The following is a 313-nucleotide window of genomic DNA, read 5'->3' on the forward strand; positions in this document are numbered from 1 at the left end:
AACTAAGAAATGGGTTACTTTCATAAATCCTGAATTAAATTTAGATAAAGAAATCCAAGAGACAGTAGATGCTCAAGTGATTAATAATTACACTACTCAAAACCATAAAGTTCGTATTGGGCATTCAACTGCTGATAAAATGATGTATATTCAAGTAGAAAGTAAATAAAGTAATTGTAAAGAGAAATAAAATTTGCTAGAATCATTATATAGTTTAATATACGGATTTTAAAATTACGTAAAGGACACACCTTACGTACCAGCCAATGGTACGGGTGTGTCCTTTTTTATATTCAGGAGGAATATTCATGAA

Annotated in this window: 1 pseudogene; it reads left to right on the top strand. The window is 29.4% G+C overall.

Annotation, left to right across the window (positions count from 1 at the left end):
• A pseudogene (locus tag SB717_RS34740) lies at positions 1–169 on the top strand (Surface layer protein); the annotation flags it as partial.
• Positions 170–313: the final 144 nt, after the last annotated feature.

The sequence above is a fragment of the Priestia sp. SIMBA_032 genome (genome assembly GCF_046535215.1).
In the GTDB taxonomy this organism is placed as follows: Bacteria; Bacillota; Bacilli; order Bacillales; family Bacillaceae_H; genus Priestia; species Priestia aryabhattai.